Here is a 21,171-nt window from a genome sequence, read left to right as displayed (position 1 = left end):
AATAGCTTTTCTCAAAAATAAAAGGCATGCACTCACATAAGCACATGCCTTTTAAGATTTAAATTAGGCTTTCTTTAAATCAAGCTTTTTCAAAACTTCAGCCACAGCAATCATGGCAAAACTTGAAGTCACTACTACCGCTGAACCATAGCCACCACAACGTAGGCCAGCTGATGGGCAGACATCTGCACTTGAAAATGGATTATCGATTGAGTAAATACAGGTAATACCAAATTTCTCTTTTGGCTTTTTACAGATGCCGCGAGCACGAAGTTGACTACGTAGCTTCGCTAACATTGGGTCTTGCTCTGTTTTTGATAGATCGGCCACGCGAATTTTAAGTGGATCGAGCTTACCACCTGCTCCACCTGAAACAATCAAAGGAATTTTATTAAAACGACAATGCAGCATTAAAGCCAGTTTAGCTTTAACGTCATCGATGCAGTCCAAAACAATGTCTGGTACAGGGTTTAAAAGCTCTGTGACATTTTCAGGCGTTAAGAAGTCATCAATAATATTTACTCTAATATGTGGGTTAATTTGGCGACAACGCTCTGCCATAATCTCAACTTTTTCACAGCCTAATGTTGAGGTCATTGCAGGTAGCTGACGGTTTACATTTGATGCTGCAACCACGTCCATATCGACCAATGTAATTTCGCCAATACCCGTACGTGCTAAAGCTTCTACTGCCCAACTACCGACACCACCAATACCAATCACCATCACATGACTTTTTTCATAGTGCTGGAATGATGAATCACCATAAACTTTGGCTACACCTGCAAAACGGCGGTCATATTCATCTTGTTGGAGATCGGTCATTGCTACTCTGTGGGGATATAAAACACGGGAGGTATTTTACTGCTTTTCAGAAGAAAGTGTATTTTAGATCAAAGAAAACTTGGGATTGGGATATTTAAACTCACGGTAAGTCTGTCATTATAAATTGTATTATTTAAGACTGAAGTCATCATTTACTAACGTGACAGGCGGCACGGATGCCGCCCAGTTGGGCTGTGGTATAAGGACATACCATCAGCCCGACAAAGGATTTTTGTTACTTTTTATCCTCTTAAAAAGTAAAGATATGCCTATAAATCCAATACAAGCTCATACACATTCATTATAAGGCTGTGTAAGCTTAGCCAATCTATGAAGCAATCAAATTTCGAAGTACATAATGCAAAATACCACCAGCCTTAAAGTACTCAACCTCATTTAACGTATCAATTCGACATAACACATTAAAATGGCTAGCAACCCCATTTGCCCCTTTTACATCAACTTCAAGTATTTGATGAGGCTCTATGCCATCAGACAAACCTCGAATTGATATCACCTCATGACCAGTTAAGTTAAGAGATTGTCGAGTTTGCCCATCAATAAACTGCAATGGCAACACGCCCATACCTACCAAGTTTGAACGGTGAATACGCTCAAAACTTTCGGCAATGACAGCCTTCACGCCTAACAAGTTTGTTCCTTTGGCAGCCCAGTCACGTGAAGATCCTGTTCCATATTCTTTACCAGCAATTATCACAAGCGGTGTATGTTCTTGTTGATAACGCATTGCTGCATCATAAATAGCAAGCTTTTCACCACTTGGCACATGAATGGTATTACCACCCTCTTCACCACCTAGCATCTCGTTTTTAATACGAATATTGGCAAAAGTGCCTCGCATCATGACTTCGTGATTACCGCGTCGAGAACCATAAGAGTTAAAGTCTTTTGGTTCAACACCTTGCTCTTGCAAATATCGGCCAGCCGGACTGTCTTTTTTGATATTACCTGCCGGTGAAATATGATCAGTTGTTACCGAGTCACCAAGCACTGCCAAGATACGTGCCTGTTCAATATTCTTAATTGGTTTTGGAGGTTCGCCAATGCCCTCAAAGAACGGCGGGTGGCGGATATAAGTCGAATCATCAGCCCATTCATAGGTTTTACTTTTTGGAATCTGAATCGCTTGCCAGCTTTCATCACCATCAAAGACCGCAGCATATTCTTTATGGAACATGTCTGTATTTACTTTCTGTAAGACAGTATCAATTTCAGCCTGACTTGGCCAGATATCTTTTAAGTAAACAGGTTGTCCATCTTTACCCTGCCCAATAGGTTGCGTAGTTAAATCAGTACGAATATTACCAACAAGACCATAAGCGACTACCAAAGGTGGCGAAGCAAGCCAGTTTGTCTTAACTAATGGGTGTACGCGTCCTTCAAAATTACGATTACCAGAAAGTACAGATGCAACATTTAAATCATGGCATTGGATTGCTTCTTCAACTGGTTCGGGTAGTGGACCTGAGTTACCAATACAGGTTGTACAACCATATCCCACCAAGTTATAGCCCAACTCATCTAAATACGGTGTAAGCCCAGCAGCCAGCAAATAATCCGTCACCACCTTCGAGCCTGGTGCAAGTGAACTTTTCACCCATGGTTTACGCTGCAAGCCTTTTTCAATCGCTTTTTTTGCAAGTAAACCTGCGGCTAGCATTACACTTGGGTTAGAAGTATTGGTACAAGAGGTAATCGCTGAAATAACAACATCACCATGAGTTAATGGATACTCTTTTCCTTCAATCACACATGACGGACTTTCATGCTGAATATTTGCTTTTTTTGCCTCTACGGCTGTACCACCACCGCCTTCATTTTCTAAACGCTCTTTAGCTTCTTTAGCCGGTTTTAGCGTTAACTCCATTAAAGCATTAAAGGTTTTCGGCACATCAGATAAAAGAACTTTATCCTGTGGACGTTTTGGACCAGCTAGGCTTGCCTGAACTGTGCCCATATCTAAACTTAAAGTATCTGTAAAAACAGGTTCATCACCAGGGTTACGCCATAAGCCTTGTGCTTTGCTATACGCTTCAACCAGTTCAATACGATCACTTTGACGACCAGTTAATTTCAAATATCCCAATGTCACTTCATCAATCGGAAAGAAGCCACAAGTCGCACCATACTCTGGCGCCATGTTAGCAATGGTTGCACGGTCAGCAAGAGGTAGATCGGCTAAGCCATCTCCATAGAACTCTACAAATTTACCCACGACACCTTTTTGACGAAGCATTTGAGTAATAGTCAGCACCAAGTCTGTTGCAGTAATCCCTTCTGGTAATTTTCCTGTCAATTTAAAACCAATGACTTCAGGAATCAGCATAGAGATAGGTTGACCCAACATAGCAGCTTCGGCCTCAATCCCGCCAACACCCCAACCTAATACACCTAAACCATTGATCATGGTGGTATGGGAGTCTGTACCAACTAAGGTGTCAGGGAAAGCAAAGGTTTGTCCATTATCTTCACCTAGCCACACCGCTTGAGCCAAATATTCTAAATTGACCTGATGACAAATCCCCGTACCCGGCGGCACAACACTAAAGTTATTAAAAGCAGATTGCCCCCAACGCAAAAACTGATATCGCTCGCCATTACGCTGCATTTCAATCTGAACGTTTTCTTCAAAAGCCTGATCATCAGCAAAATGATCCACCATCACCGAGTGATCAATCACTAAGTCTACAGGTGATAACGGATTAATTTTTTCAGGATCGCCACCCGCTTGTGCCATTGCAGCACGCATTGCAGCCAAGTCAACTACAGCGGGAACACCGGTAAAATCTTGCATTAGAACCCGTGCAGGTCGATATTGAATTTCTTGATCGGAACTACGGTTTTTTAGCCACTCAGCTAAAGCATGAATGTGTTCCGTTTTAACACTATGTTGATCTTCAAACCGTAATAAGTTTTCCAACAGTACTTTTAATGATTTCGGCAGTCTGGCAATGTCACCTAGCTTTTTCTCGGCTTGGGTTAAGCTAAAAATCTGATAATTGCTGGAACCTACTGTTAGCGTCTGTAAAGCATTAAAACTATTGATATTGCTATACTTAGCCATTGGGTTATCCTCCCATGTCTGGCAATGTTATTTTTCACGTTTTTACATGTTGTTTTCTTACTTTAAGCTTCTTTTCTAATCGCTGTGTTTTGTTTTAGTTACTATTTCTAATCTTTGATTTTTATTACGATAATTTCAAAGCAGATTGAGAGTTTTTCCACAGTAACTCAGCTAAATCTGACTCACGCATGTTTAAATTTTCGGCCAAACTTTGTAAAACATAAGGCAAATTAACAGGGGTATTACGAGTACGCTGTTCAGTTGAGGTTTGACAACAAAGCGGTGTCATATCTGGGCAATCTGTTTCAATCACCAAGTGCTCGGCACCTATAGCATTTACCACAGTATGAAGCTTTTTCGCATTTGGGTTGGTAATTTGCCCCGTTACACCAATTTTAAAACCAAGCTTAATAAGACCCTTTGCCTCTTCTACCCCACCACTAAATGCATGAGCAATGCCTCCCAATTTAAATTTTTGAGATTTTAATATAGCAAGCACATCACCATGCGCTTTTCGAATGTGGAGTAACACTGGTTTTTGGTATTGGGTTGCCAGCTCTAACTGATCTGCAAAATATTGTTTTTGCTTTGCATATACATCTGGCTGCTTATGTTCTTTTAAAAAAGTATCCAAGCCAATTTCACCCACTGCCACACAATTTTCTTGCTGCAAGATGTGTTCAAGATGAGTCAAATGTTCTGGTTGATGCTGCTCAATATAAAACGGGTGTAAACCTGGTGCTAAATATGAAGCAGGCACATTTTCCCAGCTTTTTAACTGATGATGAGTTTGCACCAACTCATCAAAACGTGACTGCACAAACCCAATTAAGACTAATGCATCAACTCCAGCTTTTTTAGCATTAAATGCTAATTGCTGCCGATCTTCATCAAAATCGGCAACATCGAAATGGGTATGAGTATCAAACAAATGCATTAGCCAGCACTTTTTGCAACTGGTGCCGAAGCTGGTTTAGCTTTAGGCTGTGGCAAATATTCCTCTTTCAACACATCTTGCAATTGATCATAAGGAATGACTAATCGAGGGAGTCCAACCACATATGGTCCAATTTCATACTCACCGTATTGAAGGATTAAACCTTGCTCACCCAGCAAGAAGTTATTAGATAATTTAAATGGCCATGCTTGTTCATAGTCAGCAACATTATCAGCCAATTTAGAGTCCGTTACCCATGTCTTAAAGGCTTCATGAGCTAACTTCTCTAAACTTGCTTTTTGCTGAGGGCGTAATAAATCTTCAAGCTTAATTTGCTTTTGCTCTTTTAAATCAAAATTATAATAATGCTGTGCAGCAGAGCCATGAGCCCCTCCTAAATAGCTACTACTATTAAGCACTACAGTTACAACTTTACCTTGAGCCTGCAAAATCTTAGGTTTAACTAAAAGATTAATCTGATGATTACTACTTAAAGCTTTTAACTCATTATCTAGATCAATAAATGAATTTGCATAGCGTTGGACCTGTGTATCAAAGCTATTTTTTTGCTCTGCACCCGCTGCCGCTGAAGCTTCTGCTTTTTGTTCCGCTTGCGTATTCTTAGCATCAGGTTCAGCAATTTCTAAAATTTGATTTAATGTATTTAAGATTTGTTGATCTATAATTTTGTCAATAAAAGGGAAATTACTCTGTAAGCGCTCTACCGTAAATTCTGGACAAGTTTTACCATCACAATCAGGTAAAACCACCTTACTAGGAATTGTTTCACCCTTCAAAGTCAACTCTACTGGCTTTTGTTCCTCGACTGCTGGTTTCTGCTGCTCTTGAGAATCCTTAGGATCAGCTTTAGGTTGGCATGCTGCCAAAAATATAGCAGAAGCAAGCAAAGTTAATCGCAGTGAAGCTTTAGAAGATAACATCATATTTTGCCTTTTATTCTAAGGAGATTACGCTATGCCTTTCTAAGAAATTAGCGCATATAAATAGAGGTTGCAAATTCTACTACCATCTTAAAACATTTGTTCATAAACCTCGGGTTGTAATATTTTTTTGGTCTGTTCTTTAGATAAATAAATATCGAGCTGTGGAGCTTCTTTAGTAATCTGGTTTGCCTGATAATGTAAGCCAACCCCTTCTCCATCAAAGAACCAATCTGCCTGCCCCCAATATAAAGTTTTTGGTGCTTCTTTTTTTATGTCAGCAGTCTGCTTTTTTAACCAATCTTGATATGCGACCTGCACCATTTGATGCACAGTCGTTTGCTGATCCTTTTTTAAAACCTCTAACAAAGTTAAGCTCTTATGCAGTTTTCGGTCGGCCACAAAAAAGTAATAACGATCTTTGATCGTAAGCTCCTCTTGCTTGGTATCAAGTCCTAATTGCAATAAAACGTATTGGTTACGCTGCGATGCAATACGTGTATGCAGATGCAATTCGTAAGCCCGATTCTTTGAATATTTATCTTGCCATTCATCAGACTTTTTAACATAAGCATTAATGGCTTGCTGCAAACTTAAGTCTTTTTTCAAATCAATTTGATCTTGAATTACCTTAGCCTGACTTTTCGCGATCCATTCATTTAGCCATGCATCTTGGGTCTTTATCGTTTGAATATCGACATCAATACAATTTTTCTTCTCACAAAATGGTAAAGCATAATCAGCTTTTACTTGCTGCAAGTTTAGAAATGGTAGTACTTCAGCTTTCTCTATATTTTGATTTTGGGTAGAAGCTGATTTTATTTGAGAAGATGATGAAGGTTGAGAGCTTTTCCAGACAAAAAGGCAAATAGCCAAAAGTAATATGATTACCGCAACTAAAAGTGCAATAACTGTCTTTCTATTCAAATTCATTTCATCATCCTTTCTTATTTTTCAAAACAAAACAGCTTCTGTTCGAAGCTGTCTGTCAAATCTTAAAGATTAGTGTTCACGTGTGTTACGGAACTGAATATCAGGCCAACGCTCTTGCATAATCTGCAAGTTCACACGACTTGGCGCAAGATAAGTTAAGTGACCACCACCATCGATAGAAAGTTGATCATGTGCTTTTTTCTTAAATTCATTGAGAATCTTGTCATCATCACAATGAATCCAACGCACAGTATTTACACTTACAGGCTCGTAAACACAGTCAACTTTATATTCTTCTTTCAGACGGTAAGCAACCACATCAAACTGAAGTACACCCACAGCACCCACGATCAAATCATTGCTAATTTGTGGCATAAATACCTGAGTTGCGCCTTCTTCAGACAACTCTTTCAAACCTTTTTGCAACTGCTTTGACTTTAATGGATCTTTCAAACGTACACGGCGGAACATTTCTGGAGCAAAGTGAGGAATACCTGTGAAGTGCAAGTTTTCACCGCTAGTGAAAGTATCACCAATTTGAATTGTGCCATGGTTATGTAAACCAATAATATCACCTGGCCACGCTTCTTCTAAGTGCTCACGCTCACCCGCAAGGAATGTCAATGCATCACTAATACGAACATCTTTACCAATACGTACATGATTCATTTTCAAACCTTTCTCGTATTTACCTGAGCAAATACGCATAAAGGCAATACGGTCACGGTGTTTCGGATCCATATTTGCTTGAATTTTAAATACGAAACCAGAAAAGCCTTCTTCTTTTGCATCAACAACACGCTCTTGTGTTGGATGAGCTTTAGGTTCTGGTGCCCAATTCATAAATGCATCTAATACATGGTCAACACCAAAGTTACCTAATGCTGTACCAAATAGAACTGGAGTTTGTTTACCTTGTAAAAATAATTCGCGGTCTAAAGGTTCGTTCGCCATTTGTACGAGTTCAAGTGACTCTTCAAAAGATGCCCAAGCCAACTCACCTACTTTTTCACGGATATCTGCGTGGTCATAACCTTCACGTACTTCAATATCTGTAATCGTTGAGCCAAAGCCTGCTTTGTAGACATACAACTTATTCTCAAGAATGTTGTATACACCCGCAAAATCACGTCCCATCCCTAATGGCCATGTAATAGGTACACAACGAATATTAAGGACATTCTCAATTTCATCCAGCAACTCAAGTGGTTCACGAATCTCGCGGTCCATCTTGTTTACAAATGAAATGATAGGAGTGTCACGCATACGACAAACTTCCATCAATTTGATGGTACGTTCTTCGACACCTTTTGCACCGTCAATCACCATAAGTGCCGAGTCAACAGCGGTTAGAGTACGATAAGTATCTTCAGAGAAGTCTTCATGCCCTGGTGTATCAAGCAAGTTAATAGTATGACCTTTATATGGGAACTGCATAACCGAAGTGGTAATGGAAATCCCACGCTCTTTTTCCATTTCCATCCAGTCAGATGTAGCTGCGCGGTCAGATTTACGGCTTTTTACCATCCCTGCAACTTGAATTGCTTTACCCCATAACAGTAATTTCTCTGTCATGGTTGTTTTACCGGCATCGGGGTGGGAAATGATGGCAAATGTGCGGCGTTGAGCAACCTGTGCCGCTAACTCATCTTTAAAACTCATGAAATACACCTACTGCGGAGATTGCAGTGCCAAAGACCTAAAGTCGATCAAAATAAAAATTGGCGTAATTGTAGCAGATTTATAGAAGTGTTTAATGGTTGTTGATAACCCATGAGCCACTCATAAGCTTTTTAAATACTTTTTTTAAAATATGGCTTAGCGTCTTAGAAATTTTATAATAAAAAAGCCCATCTGATCGTAGATGAGCTTTTTTAAGAATTAGTAGAATAGTTATGCCAGTTTTTTTTCTTCAATAAATTGGACATCCGCAATTTGTGCATCCCAGAATTCATTCCATAAAGCACAATAATCAATACATAACTTGGTTAAGCTTTCATAATCATCTTTTGTAATTGCTTGCGCTAACGCGAACCAAAGGTCATCTTCATGATCATCGTCAGCAGTCTCTGATGCTTCATCAGTAGATACCCCATGAACATGGTAATAACCCCCACCTTCAACATCAATATTCACAAATTTGGTTGCTTGTCGTAATGGAGGACTAAAAAGAATGACTTCTTCTTCCGCAACAGCTAATAACGCCACAACATTAATATAGCTATCATAAGAAGACTCTAAAAATGACCTAACCTGATCAGCAAATTTTGATGGTCTATAATTACGGCGATCATCTTCTGTTAAGCCATAATCATTAAGTAAATCTTCATATAAAGGATAATGAGCATATTCAGGATTCCCCAAATAGTAATTATCTTTATCTAGCCCGGGACGAAAACCAAACTCATCAAGTATATTTAAACTTAATAATACCCTTGGAAACATTTTAGCTCCAGAATGGAGTTTAGGTTCCAACTGCTTTGTCAAAAACTGAGCCTTTAATAAAGCATCAGTAAAAATTTGCACTATCGCATGACGATATTCCAAATGAATACGTATTAAACTTTGCTTATCAAGATATCCACTGTTTAAAAATTCGATAGCAGGATGCTTACAAACTGGTAATTCTGCAATTGTTTTTCTTAACTGTTGAAGAAATTGTAAATTTTCATCCCATTGTTTTGCAGGAATACTATTTCTCATCCCCTGCAATGCTTTTTCTCTTGGATTATTAAAGTCTTCAAATTTTTTTAACATAATGATTCTCTGTAAAAAGTTTTTCTTATAGTTAAGTTACAGGCTTTCCCTTTATTCCAATTTTGCATTCAATTGCTAAAATAAATTCCGTACACCTATACTTAACAAGTTGATACTATGTGTATTATCTCAACAAATCAACGGATTAATTAATAATATTTAAAAAAGTAAACTATTGCCAATTAAATATATAATATGTTGTTTTTTTAAATTTACCAAGCTATTGAATAAATATAATTTTTTAAATATTATAAAATAAGTTTTATTTAAGCTTATACACTTTACAATAGCAAACTTAATCAAAAAATATCCGTAACGGGGAACCCGATGACAAAAAGAGAAAATATTATAACAACAGCAACAGCCCTCTTTAACCAAAAAAGCTATACTTCCGTTGGAGTTGATCGCATTATTGCCGAATCAAATGTTGCAAAAATGACTTTTTATAAATACTTTGCCTCTAAAGAAGCTTTAATTGAAGAATGTCTTTATAAGAGAAACTTAGAGATCCAATATTCAATATTGGAAAAAATAAAAAACACCAATAACCCGTTAATTAAACTAAAGAAAATATTTAGCTGGTATATTGATTGGATTAATACAGATGACTTTAATGGCTGCTTATTTAAAAAAGCGACCATCGAAGTCATGCAACTATATCCCTCTATTAAGCATCAAATTAATGAGTATCGGGAGTGGATTTACTCATTGGTTTTTTCAGCCCTTTCGGAGTTAGAAGTAGAAAATACAAAAATACTAACTGGACTTTTTCTTAACATCGTAGATGGAATCATAATTGATGGCACCATAAACAAAAAAAAGATTAACTCAGAAGAAACATGGTCTTATATAAATAAACTTATTGAGTTCAAAACAACTCAAGAGTGTGTAGCTATTTAATTTACAACTCAATTAAACTTTTATATTTTAATAAGATATAAAATATTTTTAATCCGGTGGGGTTCAATCTCCAACTCCACCAACTAAAAACAATCACTAAATCACTAAAATTAAGATATTTATATTTTATAAAAGTGAATATTTTAATTAACTCTAATTATTATACATACTTCACAATACTCCATAAAAATCTATTTAAACTTTTATTCTTTATAGAATATATCCATTAATTTATTAGCAATACTTTATACTCACAGTATATTAATTTTAAAAACATATAAATATCTTTCAAAAACTAGCATTATCTTAATTATTTATTTTAAGAATATAAATTACAAAATTGATGATAGATTATATTAAGCGAAGTGAGCCCCTTGAGACTCAATGAGTTCATCGACTTGAACTGGCATTCCCAACAAATAACCTTGGAACTGTTGACACCCTAAACGCGTTAAAATCTCAACCTGTTGCTGGGTTTCCACCCCTTCTGCTGTTACAGTTAAGCCTAACTTTTTAGCTAAATGTATAATACTTTCTAGAATAACTTCTTCTTTAGAGCCCGGCTTTAAATCAACAATAAAGCCACGATCAATTTTCAACTCATCTACAGGTAAATCTTTTAAATACAAAAAGCTTGAATGGCCTGTTCCAAAATCATCAATTGCGACCCGAATACCCATATCACGTAGCCGCTCACAAGCTCGAATACTCAAGTCAATATGACGCATTGCTGTCGATTCAGTAATCTCAACAATTAAATGGTGAGGTTGAATCTGATATTTTTTTAATAATCCTTCCAGTGTACTAAATAACTTTTTATTTTCGAACTGTAGTGCAGATAGGTTTACTGCGACTGGATAAAATGGGGTGTTACTACGTTCCCACTCCTGAATTTGTAGACAAGCTTGTTCGAGTGCCCAATATCCCATTGGAATGATCAAACCCGTTTTTTCTGCACCTTCTATAAACATATGCGGCGTGAGTATACCTAAAGCTGGATGATTCCAACGAATTAATGCTTCAACACCACAGACTTCAAGATTCGTGTTAAATTTTGGTTGGTAATATAAAATAAACTGCTTTTCTTCTACGGCTTTATAAAGGTCATTAATCAGTTTTGACTGACTTCTCGTTTCTTGTTGATGGGTTGAATAACTAAAGATGGTGTAAGTATTCCGGCCTTGCTCTTTAGACATGAGCATCGCGGCATCAGCATTCATAAGTAGATCCTGAACATTTTGTCCATGTTCAGGGAATAGTGCTACGCCTAAGCTTGCAGAAATATTAATTTCTTTACCTGAAATTTGATAACTTTCCTGAATTAGTTGCAGAACTTTCTCAGCCAAAATAACTGCTTCTTCTGCATTTGTATTTTCTGCAATCAGTAAAAACTCATCACCACCGATCCTAAGCAGTTTACATTTTTCATTGAGTTGCCAGTGTAAACGGTTTGCCATTTGAATCAGTAATTGATCTCCTACATGATGCCCGAATGCATCATTCACTGATTTAAATCGGTCTAAATCAATATATAAGAAAGCAATTTTTTGGTCTTTATATCGGTGATCTGAAAGTAATACTTCTGCATAATCAACCAAATAAAGGCGATTAGGTAATTTGGTTAAATTGTCTTGTATAGATAAGTTAGCTAATTCTTTATTTGCCTTGCGCAACTCTAAATTTTGCTGAGTGAGACGTTGCTCCAACATGGCAACAATAAAACTTGCTACGAGCACCAAACACGTAACTAAAATAATTGTAAATAATAATAAATCATGTTCAGCCTGATATTGGCTAATAAATTTATCAGTAATATTTGTCGCGATAAGTGCTGTATAGTGCATTCCCATAATACTTAGGGTCATCATAACTGAAAATGCGACTTTTAAAGTTAAACGGTATCGTTCCGTATCTTTTAATTTATAGGCTAATAAAAATGCTAGCCCTGAACCACTCATTGCAATTAATACAGAAAATAAAAGTAAAAACGAAGTGTAATCTTTTTTATAAACATTAATATTCCAACCTAGCATGCTAATGTAATATGAGGCTGAAATTCCAATTCCCATGATAATCGAGCTCAGAATGAGTCTGAATAAAGGGAGTGTAAAACGTGAAGTCAACCACATCGCAATGCAAGATAACAAAGCACTGATGGCATAAGAAACTGCAATTAAAGGAATATTAGAGTTAGTTGTATCAAACAGATGATAAGCTTGTATACCAACAATATGGACGATACTAATTGCTAATGCGAGTAGCAAACCATTGATAAATAAAATTAAAGACTCAAATTTCTTATAGACTTGCTTGAATATTAGCTGCTCCATGGAAATTACAATATAGCAAATGAAGCCAGCTGCAATAAAAGAGCCGACGATCAATGTGCTATCGTAATCAACATGACCCATATTGGACTTCCATGATTATTCAATACTTTTTTTTATTTTGTTCAACTCATTGCCCAAAATACAATTAAACATGTTAAAGAAATTTTAGTAAATTTGACTTATTCAGTCAGTTATAAACAATAACATTATCTATCTTTTGGTCAAGTATTTTTTACTTTATAAATCAATAAAGTAAATAAAATTTAAGCAGCCAATTATATGAAAAATATAGGATTTATTTAATCTAGTCAAGTTGCCTCAAGGGCAATTTTCTCATTCAATAAAAATAATATAAATAAAAAACCCTGCTTAAAGCAGGGTTTTTTTTTAACGCTTCAGATAAAGAAAATTAGTTTTTCTCTTTATCTACGATTTTGTTCGCTTGAATCCAAGGCATCATCGCACGTAACTTATTACCAGTTACTTCAATACCATGTGCAGCATTTTGACGACGACGAGCAGTCATAGATGGGTAATTTAATGCACCCTCTTGAATGAACATCTTCGCGTATTCGCCAGATTGAATACGTTTCAACGCATTACGCATTGCTTCACGAGATTGTTCGTTGATTACTTCAACACCCGTTACATATTCACCGTATTCAGCATTGTTAGATACTGAGTAGTTCATGTCAGCGATACCGCCTTCGAACATTAAGTCAACGATCAATTTAAGCTCGTGTAAACATTCGAAGTAAGCCATTTCTGGTGCATAACCAGCTTCAACTAAAGTTTCGAAGCCCATTTTCACTAATTCAACCGCACCACCACAAAGAACTGCTTGCTCACCGAATAAGTCAGTTTCAGTTTCTTCGCGGAATGAAGTTTCGATAATACCAGTACGGCCGCCACCTACGCCAGAAGCATAAGAAAGAGCAACGTTACGTGCATTACCAGAAGCATCTTGGTGGATTGCGATTAGGTCAGGAACACCTGAACCACGTTGGAACTCTGAACGTACAGTGTGACCAGGTGCTTTCGGAGCAACCATGATTACATCTAGGTCTTTACGTGGAACAACTTGGTTGTAAAGAACAGAGAAGCCATGAGCAAATGCAAGCGTCGCGCCTTCTTTGATGTTTGGCTCAATCACGTCACGGTAAAGTTGTGATTGGAATTCATCTGGAGTCAAAATCATTACGAGGTCAGCTTGCTTAACAGCAGCAGGAACTTCTGCAACTTTAAGACCTGCATTTTCAGCTTTCTTCCAAGAAGCTGAACCTGCACGTAAACCTACAGTTACGTCTACGCCTGAGTCTTTAAGGTTAAGTGCATGAGCATGACCTTGAGAACCGTAACCAATAATCGCTACTTTCTTGCCTTGGATGATTGATAAGTCACAGTCTTTATCGTAAAAAATTTGCATTTGTGTTCTCCGCTAAAATACTTTTTAAAAAATTAAATGGCTAATACTTTTTCGCCACGGGCGATACCAGATACACCTGAACGAACGACTTCTAGAATAGTGTTTTCTGCAAGCGCATCGATAAAACCATCTAATTTTTCAGTTGTCCCTGCTATTTGAATGGTATAGGTAGTGGGTGTCACGTCTACAATTTGCGCACGGAAAATATCCGCTGTTCGCTTAATTTCAGCACGTGAAGCACCTAACGCTTTTACTTTAATCAACATCAGTTCACGCTCAATGTGTGAACCTTCTGATAAATCAACTACTTTTACAACTTCAACAAGTTTATTGAGCTGCTTTGTAACCTGTTCAATCTTATGGTCATCACCATAAGTTGTTAATGTTAAGCGTGACAAAGTCGGGTCTTCGGTTGGCGCAACATTAAGTGTTTCAATGTTATATCCACGTTGGCTAAATAAACCAACAAGGCGAGAAAGCGCACCAGCTTCGTTTTCAACGAGTACAGAAATAATATGTCTCATTATGTACGCTCCCCTTTACCTAACCACATATCCTTCATAGACTGACCTGCGATCAGCATTGGATAAACATGTTCTGTGCGATCCACCATGACATTAATGAATACACATTTATCATTAATCGCCATTGCTTCAGCAAGCTTCGACTCTAGTTCATCAGCATGATCAATCTGAATACCAACGTGACCATAAGCTTCCATCAACTTGCCAAAATCAGGCAATGATTCAACGTATGAGCTTGAGTGACGACCTTCATAGTTCATATCTTGCCACTGTTTCACCATACCTAAAGCACGGTTATTCAAGCACAAGATCTTCACATTCATGCCGTATTGCTTACATGTTGAAAGCTCTTGAATACACATTTGAATTGAAGCTTCGCCAGTAATACAAACAACTTGTTGATCAGGGAAAGCAAGCTTAGCAGCCATTGCATAAGGTAAACCTACGCCCATGGTGCCTAAACCGCCTGAGTTAATCCATTGACGTGGACGTTTGTATTTGTAATACAACGCACCAAACATTTGGTGTTGGCCAACATCCGAAGTAATAATGGCATCACCATTAGTGACTTTATATAAAGCTTCAACAACTTGCTGCGGCTTCATTGTGCCATCAGTCGGGGTTTCAAACTTTAAGCCATGAACTTTACGCCATTCATTAATTTGATCCCACCACGCAGCAATTGCTTCAGGGTTTGGCTTAGACACATTTAATTGTTTCAATTGCGTCAACATTTCCTGTAGTACAGGCTCAACTGCCCCTACAATTGGAATGTGCGCCATAATTGTTTTTGAAATGCTCGCCGGATCAATATCAATATGAATAACTTTAGCATTCACACAGAATTTTGCTGGGTTATTGGTTACTCGGTCATCAAAACGCGCACCAATTGCAAGAATGACATCAGCATTATGCATGGCCATATTTGCTTCATAAGTACCGTGCATACCCAACATACCCACAAACTGTGGATCATCGCCAGGGAAGCCACCAAGGCCCATAAGTGTGTTAGTTACTGGATAACCTAGTAAATGCGCGAGCTCAGTCAATAATGCCGATGCATTACCTTGAACAACACCACCACCCGTATAAATTACAGGGCGTTTTGCACTTAAAAGCTCATCAATCGCTTTACGAATTTGACCTGAATGACCACGTGAAGGTGGCTGATAAGAACGCATCTTCACTTTTTCAGGGTATTCGTACGCAAATTTTTCTGCAGGATTTGTCGCATCTTTAGGAATATCAACTACAACTGGACCAGGGCGACCACTTGATGCGATATAAAATGCTTTTTTGATAATTGCAGGAATTTCACTTGCGTGACGAACTTGGAAGCTGTGTTTCACGATCGGACGTGAAATACCCACCATATCAGTTTCTTGGAAAGCGTCTTCACCAATAAGATGTGATGCAACCTGGCCAGACAAAATCACCATTGGGATTGAGTCCATATAAGCTGTTGCAATTGGAGTCACAGTATTAGTTGCGCCAGGTCCAGAAGTGACCAGTACTACGCCAGTCTTACCTGTAGCACGCGAGTAAGCATCTGCCATATGACCAGCAGCTTGTTCATGACGTACGAGGTAATGATTGATTTTGTCTTGTTGAAATAGCGCATCATAAATATGTAATACAGCGCCGCCTGGATAACCAAAAACATGTTCAACGCCTTCGTCCGCAAGAGCACGAACGAGCATTTCACCACCAGATAAAAGTTCCAACGTGATTCACCCTAAAATCTTTATCACTATTTATGGAAGGCACAAATAGTGTTTCATTCATTGAATTGTCTGCACTGTTATAGCACACATATTGTCTAGTTTTCGTTGCAATAGAAAAATTTCTGTTTTTCAGCCGTATAAGCTTTTTTAACATTAATAAAGCATGTCTGGATATACATACTTTAAGTAAAATCAATCTCTCGGCTAGAGAGAATGTCTATTACAAAACATGACGGTTATTCGAAGGGTGATCAAATAATCGCATATAAAACTAAAGGAAGCATTTTTGTTGTTTAATTCACTAAAGTCAAGATTAAAGAAACACTTTTCTATGATTATTTTTTAACTGATTATTTTTTAACTGACTATTTTTTCATCTTATTTGATTTTTCCACTTTTCTTTTTTTATGGCTACCCCGCTTTTTTCAGGTTTATTCTTGTTTAATTTTTAACGGAAAATAAATCCATCCCAAAACTGCATTTTTGTCGATTTTGCGCTATGCTGTGCAACAATCTTTAATATCAATTTTTGTTGTATAGCTTACGTCTATGACTATTTCTCACATTGACCCCGAATATCAAGCAAACACGATTGAACCATCAGTTCAACAAGATTGGGAAAATCGTAAAGTCTTTAAAGTTGCCGACACTGTCGAAGGTAAACATCGCTACATCCTGTCAATGTTTCCTTACCCAAGTGGCAAGCTGCATATGGGGCATGTGCGTAACTATACAATTGGCGATGTGATTAGCCGTTTCTACCGTTTAAAAGGTGAAACCGTACTACAACCTATGGGTTGGGATGCATTCGGTTTACCTGCGGAAAACGCAGCAATTGCCCATAAAGTTGCTCCAGCAAAATGGACATTTGAAAACATTGCTTACATGCGTGATCAATTAAAAAAATTAGGTCTATCTGTAGACTGGGATCGCGAATTCGCAACTTGTACACCAGAATATTATCACTGGGAGCAATGGTTATTTGTTCAGCTTTATAAAAAAGGCCTAATCTACCGTAAACTTTCAACAGTAAACTGGGATCCGGTTGACCAAACTGTTTTAGCAAACGAGCAAGTTGAAAATGGTCGTGGCTGGCGCTCAGGTGCATTGGTTGAAAAACGCGATATTCCAATGTACTACTTCCGTATTACGGACTATGCACAAGAATTATTAGACGACCTAGACACCCTACAAGACGGCTGGCCTCAACAAGTGTTGACCATGCAACGCAACTGGATTGGTCGCTCTACAGGCATGGAAATTACTTTCCCATCTGCCCATACCGAAATTTATGCTGATGGCTTAACTGTTTATACAACACGTGCTGACACGCTTATGGGCGTGACATATGTTGCCGTTGCAGCAGAACACCCTCTTGCGCTTAAAGCTGCTAAAAACAACCCTGAATTGGCTGCATTTATTGAAGAGTGCCGCATGGGTTCAGTTGCAGAAGCAGACTTGGCAACAGCCGAGAAAAAAGGCATGGCAACAGGCTTGTTTGTAAAGCACCCTGTAACTGGTGAAGAGCTTCCTGTCTGGATCGCAAACTACGTATTAATGTCTTATGGTTCTGGCGCAGTTATGGCTGTACCGGCGCATGACGAACGTGATTTTGAATTTGCTAACAAGTTCAATTTGCCAATTAAGCAAGTGATTGATGCCAAAGGTGCTGACGATGCAGATTACTCTGCAACTGAGTGGCAAGAATGGTACGGTTCTAAAGAAGGTAAACTTGTTAACTCGGGCGAGTTTGACGGTTTGGAATTCCAAGCTGCATTCGATGCATTCCTTGCAAAATTAGAACCACAAGGTTTAGCAAATTCTAAAGTTCAATTCCGTTTACGTGACTGGGGTGTTTCTCGTCAACGTTACTGGGGTTGTCCAATTCCAATGATTAACTGTGATACTTGTGGTCAAGTCACAGTTCCAGAAGACCAGCTTCCGGTTGTATTACCAACTGACGTTGTTCCAGATGGTTCAGGTAATCCGCTTAATAAAATGCCTGAATTCTATGAAACTAAATGTCCTTGCTGTGGCGGCGATGCACGTCGTGAAACAGATACCTTGGATACTTTCGTAGAGTCATCTTGGTACTACGCACGCTATGCATCTCCAGACTTTACTGGCGGTATGGTTAAACCTGAAGCAGCTCAAAACTGGCTTCCTGTAAACCAATATATTGGTGGTGTTGAACACGCGATTCTCCACTTACTTTATGCACGTTTCTTCCATAAATTGATGCGTGATGAAGGTGTTGTACAAGGTAATGAGCCATTTACCAACTTGTTAACTCAAGGCATGGTGCTTGCAGATACATTCTATCGTGAAGCAGAAAATGGTAAGAAAACTTGGTTTAACCCTGCTGATATCGAATTAGAACGCGATGAAAAAGGTCGTATTCTTTCTGCAAAATATTCAGGTGATGGTCAAGAAGTTGTGATCGGTGGACAAGAAAAAATGTCTAAGTCGAAAAACAACGGTATCGACCCACAAGCGATTATTGATCAATACGGCGCAGATACAGCACGTGTATTCATGATGTTCGCTGCTCCACCAGATCAATCTTTAGAATGGTCTGATGCAGGTGTTGAAGGTGCAAACCGTTTCTTGAAACGTGTATGGCGCCTTGTAGCGAGCTTCCTTGAAAAGGGCAACCAAGCTTCTACGATTGATGCTGCTAACTTGTCTAAAGATGCTCAAGATTTACGTCGTAAAACTCACGAAACCATTCAAAAAGTAAGTGATGATATCGAACGTCGTCATGCATTCAATACTGCGATTGCTGCTTTGATGGAATTGTTAAATGCAAGCAATAAGTTTGAAGCAAAAGATGACAACGACGTTGCTGTAGAACGTGAAGCGATCACTACACTGTTAACTTTACTTGCTCCATTTGCACCGCATTTAAGTCAAACATTATTGGCTCAGTTTGGTACAGATGTAACAGCAGCAACATTCCCTGAAGTCGATGCTTCTGCATTAACTCGTAATACGCAAACGATTGTTGTACAGGTTAACGGTAAACTTCGCGGTAAACTTGAAGTTTCTGTTGATATTTCTAAAGAAGATCTATTAGCTCAAGCTAAGGCCCTTCCAGAAGTTCAACAATTCTTAACAGGACCAACAAAGAAAGAAATTGTGGTTCCAAATAAATTAGTTAACCTCGTGGTTTAATTAAAGTTATTAATGAGAGGATCAAGCATGCACTTTGCCAAACGTTTAGCCGCTGTTGTTTTAACCTTAGGCCTTAGTGCAGGCTTAGTCGGGTGTGGATTTCATTTAAAAGGAACCAACCCGACTGCAACTCCGCTTGTTTATAAAAAGTTAAGCCTTGAGTTACCAGCTAAAACTGATGATTTAGAAACCCAGTTAAAAGTTTATTTGGCTGCAAATGGTGTTCAACTCAGCAATGATAATGATGCCTATGTACTCCGTGTTTTAGAATACACACCACGTCGTCAGCTTTTAAACGGAAAACTAACGGAAGTATTATTACGCTTAACCGTAACCTTCCAGATTGAAGATCGTCAAGGTAACAAAATTACTGAACCACGTTCATTAACTGCATCTCGTAGTTATCAATATGATCTTGCAACGGTTAACACCGAAAATCAGCAAGAATCTTATTTACAACGTATTGTAATTGATGACATTGCACAACAAATTACTCGTCAGATTTCAGCAAACCGCTTACCAAAAGCTCAACCTTAATCTCCAGTTTTATCAGCAATGAAAATTGACTATTTGCAAGCCTTAAAACGCATTCCGGAAGCACGGGGTGCGTGGATTTTACATGGCCAAGAACCTTTGCTGGAACAAAATTTATTAGATGCTTTTCGTAAAAGTTGGCAACAAAAAGAAATTGAAAGACAGCGCTACGATATTAGTAGTGTAAGCGACTGGAAAAATGTTTTTAACGCTCTTAACAGCTTATCTTTATTTTCTCAGCAGCTTGCCATTGAAGTACATGGCAATATAAAGCCTGACGCAAATGGGCTAAAACAACTTAAAAGTTATATCCAACATAATGAAACTAACTTACTTTTAATTGTTTTACCTAAACAAGATAGTAGTAGTTTAAAGTCTGCTTTTTTCCAAGTTGTTGAAGCAAATGGTGTTGTCGTTGCCCTTACGGCAAACTATCCGCAAGACCGCCAAAGAATTTTATCTGCCGAAGCAGAGAAACTTGAAATTCAACTCGATAATGATGCCTGGCAATGGCTCATGCAGCATCATGAACATAATTTGCTCGCAGCTAAAAATAGCTTGATGCGTGTAAGAGATACTTTTCCAGACCAACAACTGATTCAAATTGAACAGTTGTATGCTTGTTTACAAGATCAGTCTCGTTACACCACTTACGATTTAAGCGATGCTTTATTAGAAGGTAATCTCGCTCAGTCCATTAAGATTTTTCAATATTTAATTGCAGCTGGTGAGCCAGAAAGTCTGATCTTATGGACACTAAGTAAAGAAATGCGTTTATTGATGCAATTATTTGAGCAGCCTCATAATGCATTACAACTTGGTATCTGGAAAACAAAGGTTGGTTTATATCAACAAGCTTTAAGAAGATTAAATCCTCAACAGTTTTTAGGCTGGTCTACCCTTCTATTGCAAGTTGATGCGGCAATTAAAGGAATGTCGAATGAAAATGCCCAACATTTGATGCAGCAAGCGATTGCTGAATTATGTGGGAAAACACTATTTATACAATAATTCGGCCGAATCATTTTTCTTCATTCCTGAAATATCATAAAAATTCACGTTTTATCCTCATTTCGCTTTT

15 protein-coding genes are annotated in these 21,171 nt (G+C 38.1%); 4 read left to right on the top strand and 11 right to left on the bottom strand.

Annotated elements, in window-relative coordinates; all coding sequences use genetic code 11:
- Nucleotides 1–63 precede the first annotated feature (63 nt).
- From ACXM0J_RS09485 to ACXM0J_RS09455, 7 genes are all read right to left on the bottom strand, one after another.
- Nucleotides 64–825, bottom strand: a complete 762-nt coding sequence (locus tag ACXM0J_RS09485) for a tRNA threonylcarbamoyladenosine dehydratase (RefSeq protein ID WP_086265016.1) — start codon at nucleotides 823–825, stop codon at nucleotides 64–66.
- Between the two features lie 328 nt (nucleotides 826–1,153).
- Nucleotides 1,154–3,910: an aconitate hydratase AcnA gene (gene acnA / locus ACXM0J_RS09480; protein ID WP_086265017.1), complete on the bottom strand. Its 2,757-nt coding sequence runs from the start codon at nucleotides 3,908–3,910 to the stop codon at nucleotides 1,154–1,156.
- A gap of 124 nt (nucleotides 3,911–4,034) precedes the next feature.
- The gene (locus ACXM0J_RS09475) at nucleotides 4,035–4,847 is read right to left on the bottom strand and encodes a TatD family hydrolase (RefSeq protein WP_086265018.1); all 813 of its coding nucleotides are present in this window, start codon (nucleotides 4,845–4,847) and stop codon (nucleotides 4,035–4,037) included.
- Entirely contained in the window at nucleotides 4,847–5,788 is a 942-nt protein-coding gene (locus ACXM0J_RS09470) for an RsiV family protein (RefSeq protein WP_086265019.1), read from the bottom strand. Before ACXM0J_RS09470 ends, ACXM0J_RS09475 begins: the two co-directional genes overlap by 1 nt.
- 90 nt (nucleotides 5,789–5,878) lie before the next feature.
- A complete protein-coding gene (locus ACXM0J_RS09465) occupies nucleotides 5,879–6,721 on the bottom strand; it encodes a hypothetical protein (protein WP_086265020.1) in 843 nt (280 codons plus the stop codon).
- A gap of 69 nt (nucleotides 6,722–6,790) precedes the next feature.
- Nucleotides 6,791–8,383, bottom strand: a complete 1,593-nt coding sequence (locus tag ACXM0J_RS09460; RefSeq protein ID WP_002117155.1) for a peptide chain release factor 3 — start codon at nucleotides 8,381–8,383, stop codon at nucleotides 6,791–6,793.
- Nucleotides 8,384–8,614: 231 nt separating this feature from the next.
- Entirely contained in the window at nucleotides 8,615–9,478 is an 864-nt protein-coding gene (locus tag ACXM0J_RS09455) for a hypothetical protein (RefSeq protein WP_479750457.1), read from the bottom strand.
- 327 nt (nucleotides 9,479–9,805) lie between these two features.
- Here ACXM0J_RS09455 and ACXM0J_RS09450 point away from each other — a divergent pair, with 327 nt between their 5' ends.
- Nucleotides 9,806–10,378: a TetR/AcrR family transcriptional regulator gene (locus ACXM0J_RS09450; protein WP_086265022.1), complete on the top strand. Its 573-nt coding sequence runs from the start codon at nucleotides 9,806–9,808 to the stop codon at nucleotides 10,376–10,378.
- A gap of 356 nt (nucleotides 10,379–10,734) precedes the next feature.
- Here the strand turns inward: ACXM0J_RS09450 and ACXM0J_RS09445 are convergent, their stop codons facing one another.
- The 4 genes from ACXM0J_RS09445 to ACXM0J_RS09430 all read right to left on the bottom strand — a co-directional run bounded on the left by ACXM0J_RS09445 (nucleotide 10,735) and on the right by ACXM0J_RS09430 (nucleotide 16,382).
- The gene (locus ACXM0J_RS09445) at nucleotides 10,735–12,789 is read right to left on the bottom strand and encodes a bifunctional diguanylate cyclase/phosphodiesterase (protein ID WP_086265023.1); all 2,055 of its coding nucleotides are present in this window, start codon (nucleotides 12,787–12,789) and stop codon (nucleotides 10,735–10,737) included.
- Between the two features lie 328 nt (nucleotides 12,790–13,117).
- A complete protein-coding gene (ilvC, locus tag ACXM0J_RS09440; RefSeq protein WP_004698717.1) occupies nucleotides 13,118–14,134 on the bottom strand; it encodes a ketol-acid reductoisomerase in 1,017 nt (338 codons plus the stop codon).
- Nucleotides 14,135–14,166: 32 nt separating this feature from the next.
- Nucleotides 14,167–14,658 (bottom strand): acetolactate synthase small subunit, encoded by a 492-nt coding sequence (gene ilvN, locus ACXM0J_RS09435; RefSeq protein ID WP_086265024.1) that lies wholly within the window; start codon nucleotides 14,656–14,658, stop codon nucleotides 14,167–14,169.
- Nucleotides 14,658–16,382 carry an acetolactate synthase 3 large subunit gene (locus tag ACXM0J_RS09430; protein WP_086265025.1) on the bottom strand — a complete coding sequence of 575 codons (1,725 nt, stop codon included), beginning with the start codon at nucleotides 16,380–16,382 and terminating at the stop codon, nucleotides 14,658–14,660. Before ACXM0J_RS09430 ends, ilvN begins: the two co-directional genes overlap by 1 nt.
- A 549-nt stretch (nucleotides 16,383–16,931) precedes the next feature.
- Between ACXM0J_RS09430 and leuS the strand changes: the two genes are divergently transcribed.
- Genes leuS through holA form a run of 3 tightly spaced genes read left to right on the top strand, consistent with a single transcriptional unit; the run spans nucleotide 16,932 to nucleotide 21,101 of the window.
- Nucleotides 16,932–19,556, top strand: a complete 2,625-nt coding sequence (leuS, locus tag ACXM0J_RS09425; RefSeq protein WP_086265026.1) for a leucine--tRNA ligase — start codon at nucleotides 16,932–16,934, stop codon at nucleotides 19,554–19,556.
- A 27-nt stretch (nucleotides 19,557–19,583) separates the two neighbouring features.
- Nucleotides 19,584–20,093: an LPS-assembly lipoprotein LptE gene (locus ACXM0J_RS09420; RefSeq protein ID WP_086265027.1), complete on the top strand. Its 510-nt coding sequence runs from the start codon at nucleotides 19,584–19,586 to the stop codon at nucleotides 20,091–20,093.
- An 18-nt stretch (nucleotides 20,094–20,111) separates the two neighbouring features.
- Nucleotides 20,112–21,101, top strand: a complete 990-nt coding sequence (holA, locus tag ACXM0J_RS09415) for a DNA polymerase III subunit delta (RefSeq protein WP_086265028.1) — start codon at nucleotides 20,112–20,114, stop codon at nucleotides 21,099–21,101.
- Nucleotides 21,102–21,171: the final 70 nt, after the last annotated feature.

Source organism: Acinetobacter sp. GRABPA_MV_2, from assembly GCF_056725885.1.
Note: the sequence above shows the minus strand (reverse complement) of the source record. Positions and strands in the feature narration are given on the sequence as shown.

What these genes read in the sequence shown, in the direction of transcription:
- ilvN (WP_086265024.1), bottom strand. Translation starts at nt 14,658, where the DNA reads ATGAGACATATTATTTCTGTACTCGTTGAAAACGAAGCTGGTGCGCTT.
- holA (WP_086265028.1), top strand. Translation starts at nt 20,112, where the DNA reads ATGAAAATTGACTATTTGCAAGCCTTAAAACGCATTCCGGAAGCACGG.
- leuS (WP_086265026.1), top strand. Translation starts at nt 16,932, where the DNA reads ATGACTATTTCTCACATTGACCCCGAATATCAAGCAAACACGATTGAA.
- ACXM0J_RS09465 (WP_086265020.1), bottom strand. Translation starts at nt 6,721, where the DNA reads ATGAATTTGAATAGAAAGACAGTTATTGCACTTTTAGTTGCGGTAATC.
- ACXM0J_RS09475 (WP_086265018.1), bottom strand. Translation starts at nt 4,847, where the DNA reads ATGCATTTGTTTGATACTCATACCCATTTCGATGTTGCCGATTTTGAT.
- ACXM0J_RS09470 (WP_086265019.1), bottom strand. Translation starts at nt 5,788, where the DNA reads ATGTTATCTTCTAAAGCTTCACTGCGATTAACTTTGCTTGCTTCTGCT.
- ACXM0J_RS09450 (WP_086265022.1), top strand. Translation starts at nt 9,806, where the DNA reads ATGACAAAAAGAGAAAATATTATAACAACAGCAACAGCCCTCTTTAAC.
- ACXM0J_RS09445 (WP_086265023.1), bottom strand. Translation starts at nt 12,789, where the DNA reads ATGGGTCATGTTGATTACGATAGCACATTGATCGTCGGCTCTTTTATT.
- acnA (WP_086265017.1), bottom strand. Translation starts at nt 3,910, where the DNA reads ATGGCTAAGTATAGCAATATCAATAGTTTTAATGCTTTACAGACGCTA.
- ACXM0J_RS09460 (WP_002117155.1), bottom strand. Translation starts at nt 8,383, where the DNA reads ATGAGTTTTAAAGATGAGTTAGCGGCACAGGTTGCTCAACGCCGCACA.
- ACXM0J_RS09455 (WP_479750457.1), bottom strand. Translation starts at nt 9,478, where the DNA reads ATGTTAAAAAAATTTGAAGACTTTAATAATCCAAGAGAAAAAGCATTG.
- ACXM0J_RS09485 (WP_086265016.1), bottom strand. Translation starts at nt 825, where the DNA reads ATGACCGATCTCCAACAAGATGAATATGACCGCCGTTTTGCAGGTGTA.
- ilvC (WP_004698717.1), bottom strand. Translation starts at nt 14,134, where the DNA reads ATGCAAATTTTTTACGATAAAGACTGTGACTTATCAATCATCCAAGGC.
- ACXM0J_RS09420 (WP_086265027.1), top strand. Translation starts at nt 19,584, where the DNA reads ATGCACTTTGCCAAACGTTTAGCCGCTGTTGTTTTAACCTTAGGCCTT.